We start from the raw sequence: 5,670 nt of genomic DNA, 5'->3' as shown, positions 1-5,670 counted from the left end.
TTCATGAGCTCAACGAAGGGCTCTTTGACAGGATATTTGCGGGAACCGCAGAGCACGGAATGTTCCAGGATGTGCGCAACACCATCGCTGCGGCGCGGCGGCGTTCTGAAGGTAATACCGAAAACCTTGTTTTCGTCTTTGTTGATGACTGATAGAAGACGCGCTCCTGTCTGTTCGTGGCGATAGAGGCGAAGCAGTGAATCGAGTTCGGGGACAGCAGTTTCTTTCTGGAGAATGAAGGACATGAACAACTCCTCGTTTGATTGCTGAAATCAAGAGAGTGGCAATTCCGGCTGAAGCGGAACATTCTTCAGACTCTCTTTTTTCTTATACAGTAACGAATCGAGCGTCTGAAGGAAAGAGTCAAGGGATGGATGCGTGGATTGGTCGAAGACAGCGTGCGCACTTGAGACCGTAAATTCCTGATCGATGCCGGCAATGACAATCTCGCGAACCTGAGCGAGTATCTGCGACTCGAGATCTTCGAGCGCTGGTGCGCCAGCAGGGCTAAGCACGATGAATTCATCTGCTCCAACCCGGGCAGCGATATCGCGGGGGCCCAATACCGATTTGATCGCATATCCTGTCGCGAGCAGGACTTCATTGCCTTTTTCGTAGCCGCTATCAAAGTTAATGCGCTTGAAATTGTCGATATCGAAAAGTATCGCGCCGAAATTATCGGAATTTCCAGAATTGCCGGCATTTCCTGAATTCAGCGAATTGGCGGCCCAGTTCTGAAGCATCTCCATAAATGCAGCCTGATTGTACAGGCCAGAAATCGCATCGATATTCAAACTGCGCTGCTGGATCGTGATATGCACAAGAAGCAGCGAAACTGTTGCTGCGGGCCAGAGCATCGCGGAGCCTTCTCTATAGAACTGGAAAAGGCCGCCGATAAGGATAGGAATGGGATAAAGCGCAAGCAAGCGGAAAATCCGCTTTGGCATGTTTCTGCGCCGCGCAAACAAGATGCATTCAGGTATAAACCCGATCAGAAAACTGGCGGTTACGAGCGCATTGAACAACCTGCCCCGCACATAGTGATTCGTTGCATCCAGATCATAGAATGCTTCGGTCCAAGGCGAAGTAAATGCAGCAGCAGCGAACAGCACGATTATAACGAGCGCCAGGGCATGCAACATACCCCCGCCCGGAAAGGTGCCTTGCCGCGAAATGTGATCTATGAACAGTGTAAATATGACGAGCGGAACAAGATACAGCATGTAGTACAGGGTATTTGTCAAATGCAGCGCAAACCGCGCACCGCTTTCCGGAATGCCGTCCAACGCCCAGGAAAGCGCATCGAGCACGAGGATGAAGGCGATGCTTCCTGCAATCAGGAAAAAATAGCGCTCAAGAGGCGGCCCTTCCCGCAAAGGGCGCCTGGACAGCGAGATCATCATCACCGCAACGAGAAGAAGTGCGTAGATATCGAGCTCGACCCGCAGCAGATTTTCCATGATTTTGGCACTCTTTGGTTCAAATATAAACCTGGCGGCCGGATTTTTGCAATGAGAAATATACAGCATGGAGAGTACATTGCATATTTTTAAACGCTATGCCCTTTATGGCTCAAAGCATAAAGTATGCCCAGCTCGAGGTTGAGCTGGGCATACTCGCACAAACGGGAATGAAATTGTCAGCGCTTGGGACCATTTCCGATAGAGCCGGCGCCATTCGCGCTGCCATGGCCTGCTGCACCGCTGCCGGCGCCACCACCAGCGTCCCCTACACCATTCGCGCCGCTCTTGCCGCTGCTGGCACCATGTGCATTGCCTTGGCTGGCGCCTGCATTTTCAGGCTTACCAGAACTTTCGGTCCGGACTTGAGCTTTCGTTTGCGTCCGCTCCTGAGTCTGCTGCTGCGTCATAACGCGGTTGCCATGTTCAGCAGCAACTTCTGAAGCCATTGTTCGCGTGCGGATCTGCAATTTTTCTTTGAGGGCGAAGAATTCCTGCGAGCCAGGATCGATGCCGAGCGCTTGCGCGAGTACTCCCCAGCCATGCCCGGAAGTATTCATGCTGGCAGCCTGCGCAACTGCATCGGCGAGGGGCTTGCCCGATTGCAATGAAATTTCCAGTGCAAGCCATATCTGCCCTGTGGTATATCCCTGGGCATTCAAATCCTGCAGTACCGCAAGATCGACCTGGAACTGTGCGCTCAGTTTTGTCAGCAGCGCGGTATTGTCAATCTGGGCCGCCTCGTCCACTGCTGCAATTTCGTCCTGCAAGTCGGTCGAGTCGGTTGTCGTCGCCGGAGTTGTTTCGGCTGTCTGGGCAGCTGCGCTGTACAGACTTCCAAACCCCACAGCCAGAACCAATACAAAAACAAGAAGCTTTTGTTTCGGGATCATCATGTAACCTCCGTCCCTTTTTCAGAATTGATGTTCGATTCCAGGAATCGATTGTCAATAAAGGATACGCAGCCAGAGCGGGTTTGGTTGCATGGAATTGTGCTGGATAAAAAACTTTGGCGGCGTTATGCTTTGATGCTATGGAGAAAGAGGCAGCGAGCTCTGTGCAGTCTACGATGAGCAAGGCAAAAGCCAATCAAGGGAGCTTCGACGAAAAAGCCGTAGTCGAGGAAATACTTGCAGGAAACTCGAATGCCTATCGCCGGATTGTCGAAACATACAGCGCGCGCGTCCTGGCATTTTGCCGATCGCGAATGCGCTCGGAAGAAGATGCTCGCGATGCGGCGCAGGAAGTCTTTATTCGCGCCTATGCATCGCTTGCTTCTTTTCGGAGCAATGAAAATTTCGCTTCGTGGCTGTTTGCAATCGCCGCAAACAATGTGCGGACGCACTTCAGGCTTTTTTCATCCAGGAAACATAAAGAAGAGGCCTTTGCAAAAGAGATCGCCGTCGCACCGATTCCGGATCCCGCAGAAGAGGCCGAGCAAAACCTTCGCGCCGAAGCGCTCAGGCAGGCTGTTGCATCCTTGCCGCTCGATTTGAGAAAGCCTGTGGAGCTGTACTATTTTGCCGAGCTTTCCGTGGAGGAAACGGCGAGTGTTCTGAAGCTTGGGCAAGAAGCGGTAAAGTCGAGATTGTTCCGAGCGCGGAAGGCCTTGAGGCAAGCAATTGAAAAAAACAAAGCTCCATCGCATCCATTCGCTGAACCAGAACCCGCAGCACATCAACGCGCCGATCATGTGCAACCAAAACAGTCTTCATGAGGTATATGTATATGATGAATTGTACAACGACACATGCATTTGTTGACTCATGGGAGAAAGGCCAGGTTCCGGAAGGCAGCGTTGCCGAATTCAAGGTGCACCTTGAGCAGTGCCAGGAATGTGCGCAGCAATTCAGCATATTGCTGCCGCTGATCGAGCGGGATACAGCAGCCTTGCAGGGACAGGAGTATACAGCAGGAATGCGCATCACCTCTGGCCAGGATCAGTTCGTAGATAATGTGATGGCCGCGATCGCCACGCGCAATCCGAGCATTGAGCCCGCGCACCGGGCACCAGTACGCCGGGCGCTGACCCGCCAGGCGCGCGTGCTGCGTTTTTCTCCTGCGCTGGCTGCAGCGGCAGCTGCAATTTTCATTGTCGGTCTTGGGCTTGGCTTGTTTTTCGGGACAAGAAATGGCTGGACAGTCACAGTCAGATTTGTGCTCAATGCGCCGGATGCTCAGTCCGTTCAGCTGGCTGGCGACTTCACTTCCTGGAGCCCCGAAGGGTATGCACTCAAGAAAATTGGGGCTGAAGGTACGTGGGAAATAACCGTACCTCTCAAAAAAGGGCATATCTATGTCTATAATTTTGTCATCAATGGAACTACATGGATTGCGGATCCCAAAGTACCCGCTATGGTTGATGACGGATTCGGCGGCTCGAGCAGTCTATTGCGGCTATGAGAATGGTGGTGGTATGGAAAAAGTGACAGCGAAAAGAATCTGGCATAAAAAGACAATGACCATCAGCACTTCGTTTTTTGCATGCATCGCCATGGCGGTGTTGATGCTGAGCGCTCCCTCTCTGCTCTTTGCGCAAGAGGTCGAGGCATGGTTCAAAAAGCCAGCGAATGCAGCCCTCTACAGCCAGGTTCGTGAAGATGTTATCGCAATGGCTTCCCAAATGCAGGCATTGGGACTCTCCGATTCCATTTTGGCTTCGCGACTCGAAGAAGGAGCGCGAAAAAAAGTTTCACCGAACATACTGCAAGCGAGCCTGCAAGGAGATCTGCAGCGCGCTATCGCAGCTGCTTTAATACTAAAAGAAAATGGTCTCTTCCCTTCCGACAAAAAGAAAGCCACTGCCGCGGTTGAGCAAATACTCATTCTGATGCGCGCAGGCACAAGCGAGGATGAATTTCGAATTTCGCTGAAAGCCGCCATCGCAAAGAGCGGGAAGCGAGAAAGCGCTCTTTCCCGGGCGATTTCCGCACTCTCGGTGGTGGCAGAGGCGCAGGCCACATATCAGCTGAATGGAACCGATCGTGAGCGCCTTGCACTCGCGCTCATAGCGAGCGATATGAACGAGAAGCGCTTTGATTCGATTCTTGCATCAATGAATGCATTTGCTCAAGCTGGTTACCGCGGCTCCGAAGCGCTGACAAAAGCGCTTGAAAAAGCATCGCTTGGGGCTTCTGGCGGGCATGAAAGCGCGGATGAAGGCGCAACAGGTTCTGTCCCCGGTACCCAAAACGGTTCTCAGGGCATGCCTCAAGGGAATCAAGGCGGTGGAGCTCAAGAAGGAAAAACTCAGGGATCGCAGCATGCACCTACGGAAAAACCGCAGCCTCCTGCCAGCACGAACCAGGGCAGCCACGGCAAAACTGGGGGTAGCCCTGGCTCAAACAGCAGATAGCTTCTGGTTGGTGGCGCTCATGAAGTGAAAAATTTTTGGAACCAAACTCCTTTTCCCTGCGACATCTTAGTGAACAACAAATTACCTTCTAGGGAGGAAGGACATGAGAACATCGAGAAAAGCGATTGTGTTTCTGATGGTGGGCGCAATGCTCGTCGCCGTAACTGCTGGCGCATTTGCGCAGGGTTTCGGCAGAATGGGTGGCCCGGGTGTCGCGGTTCCTGGCTATGGATTTAACCGAGCAACGCCGGTCGCTCCTTCATATGGATATGGAGCCAGAGGCTGGGCAACTGTTCCTGGTACTGCAGTTCCCAGAACATGGAACAATAAATCTTTCAACCCCAGCCTCGGCTTTATGGGCCGCATGGGCATGATGGGTTCCAGCGGATATGGCGCTCTGCACTACTTCCAGTATCAGAAGCTTTCAACAGAAGACAAGGCAAAAGTGGACAAGCTCGTCCAGGACACTGCCGAGCAGATTCTACCCTTGCAGAATGAGCTTCGTTCGCTCAAACTCGCACTCAATGGCTATGTCTGGGACACCAACCCCGACAAAGCTAAGATTGACGAGACAATAGCAAAGATCGCAGATCTCCAGAAGAAAATTCAGGAGCTCCGCACCAACAGCATTCTCGAGATCAACAAAATCTTCCAGACTGCCCAGTAATTGCTCAAGCTCAGATTGAACTCTGAAGCGCAAATGATTAAGCCGCCCGGCCACACGCGCCGCGCGGCTTTTCTATTGTGCGCCCGGCAGGGCGCACTCACTAGCGGGTGAGGCAATACATTGCCAAGTCCCGTCTGGGCCCGGTAAGGGGAACCAGTAGCCGAACGCCAAGGGTGTCCATCGCGAGG

The 5,670-nt window shown here is 52.7% G+C and carries 7 protein-coding genes; 4 read left to right on the top strand and 3 right to left on the bottom strand.

Going from position 1 to position 5,670, the window contains the following annotated elements:
• The 3 genes from GAP13_RS12425 to GAP13_RS12415 all read right to left on the bottom strand — a co-directional run.
• A partial coding sequence (locus GAP13_RS12425) for a hypothetical protein (protein WP_158908617.1) occupies positions 1–245 on the bottom strand: 245 nt, incomplete at its 3' end.
• A gap of 27 nt (positions 246–272) precedes the next feature.
• On the bottom strand, positions 273–1,460 hold the full coding sequence (locus GAP13_RS12420; protein ID WP_158908616.1) for a GGDEF domain-containing protein: 1,188 nt from the start codon (positions 1,458–1,460) through the stop codon (positions 273–275).
• 179 nt (positions 1,461–1,639) lie between these two features.
• A complete protein-coding gene (locus GAP13_RS12415) occupies positions 1,640–2,356 on the bottom strand; it encodes a hypothetical protein (RefSeq protein ID WP_158908615.1) in 717 nt (238 codons plus the stop codon).
• Between the two features lie 137 nt (positions 2,357–2,493).
• Here GAP13_RS12415 and GAP13_RS12410 point away from each other — a divergent pair, with 137 nt between their 5' ends.
• The 4 genes from GAP13_RS12410 to GAP13_RS12395 all read left to right on the top strand — a co-directional run bounded on the left by GAP13_RS12410 (position 2,494) and on the right by GAP13_RS12395 (position 5,482).
• Positions 2,494–3,177, top strand: coding sequence for an RNA polymerase sigma factor (locus tag GAP13_RS12410; protein ID WP_158908614.1), 684 nt, complete (start codon positions 2,494–2,496; stop codon positions 3,175–3,177).
• Positions 3,178–3,188: 11 nt separating this feature from the next.
• The gene (locus tag GAP13_RS12405) at positions 3,189–3,863 is read left to right on the top strand and encodes an isoamylase early set domain-containing protein (RefSeq protein WP_158908613.1); all 675 of its coding nucleotides are present in this window, start codon (positions 3,189–3,191) and stop codon (positions 3,861–3,863) included.
• Positions 3,864–3,876: 13 nt separating this feature from the next.
• Positions 3,877–4,815, top strand: coding sequence for a hypothetical protein (locus GAP13_RS12400; protein WP_158908612.1), 939 nt, complete (start codon positions 3,877–3,879; stop codon positions 4,813–4,815).
• Positions 4,816–4,918: 103 nt separating this feature from the next.
• Positions 4,919–5,482, top strand: a complete 564-nt coding sequence (locus tag GAP13_RS12395) for a Spy/CpxP family protein refolding chaperone (protein ID WP_158908611.1) — start codon at positions 4,919–4,921, stop codon at positions 5,480–5,482.
• Positions 5,483–5,670 lie beyond the last annotated feature (188 nt).

The sequence above is a fragment of the Rectinema subterraneum genome (genome assembly GCA_009768935.1).
Lineage (GTDB): Bacteria > Spirochaetota > Spirochaetia > Treponematales > Rectinemataceae > Rectinema > Rectinema subterraneum.
The sequence above is the reverse complement of the archived record's forward strand: the minus strand, read 5'-3'. Positions and strand labels throughout refer to the sequence as shown.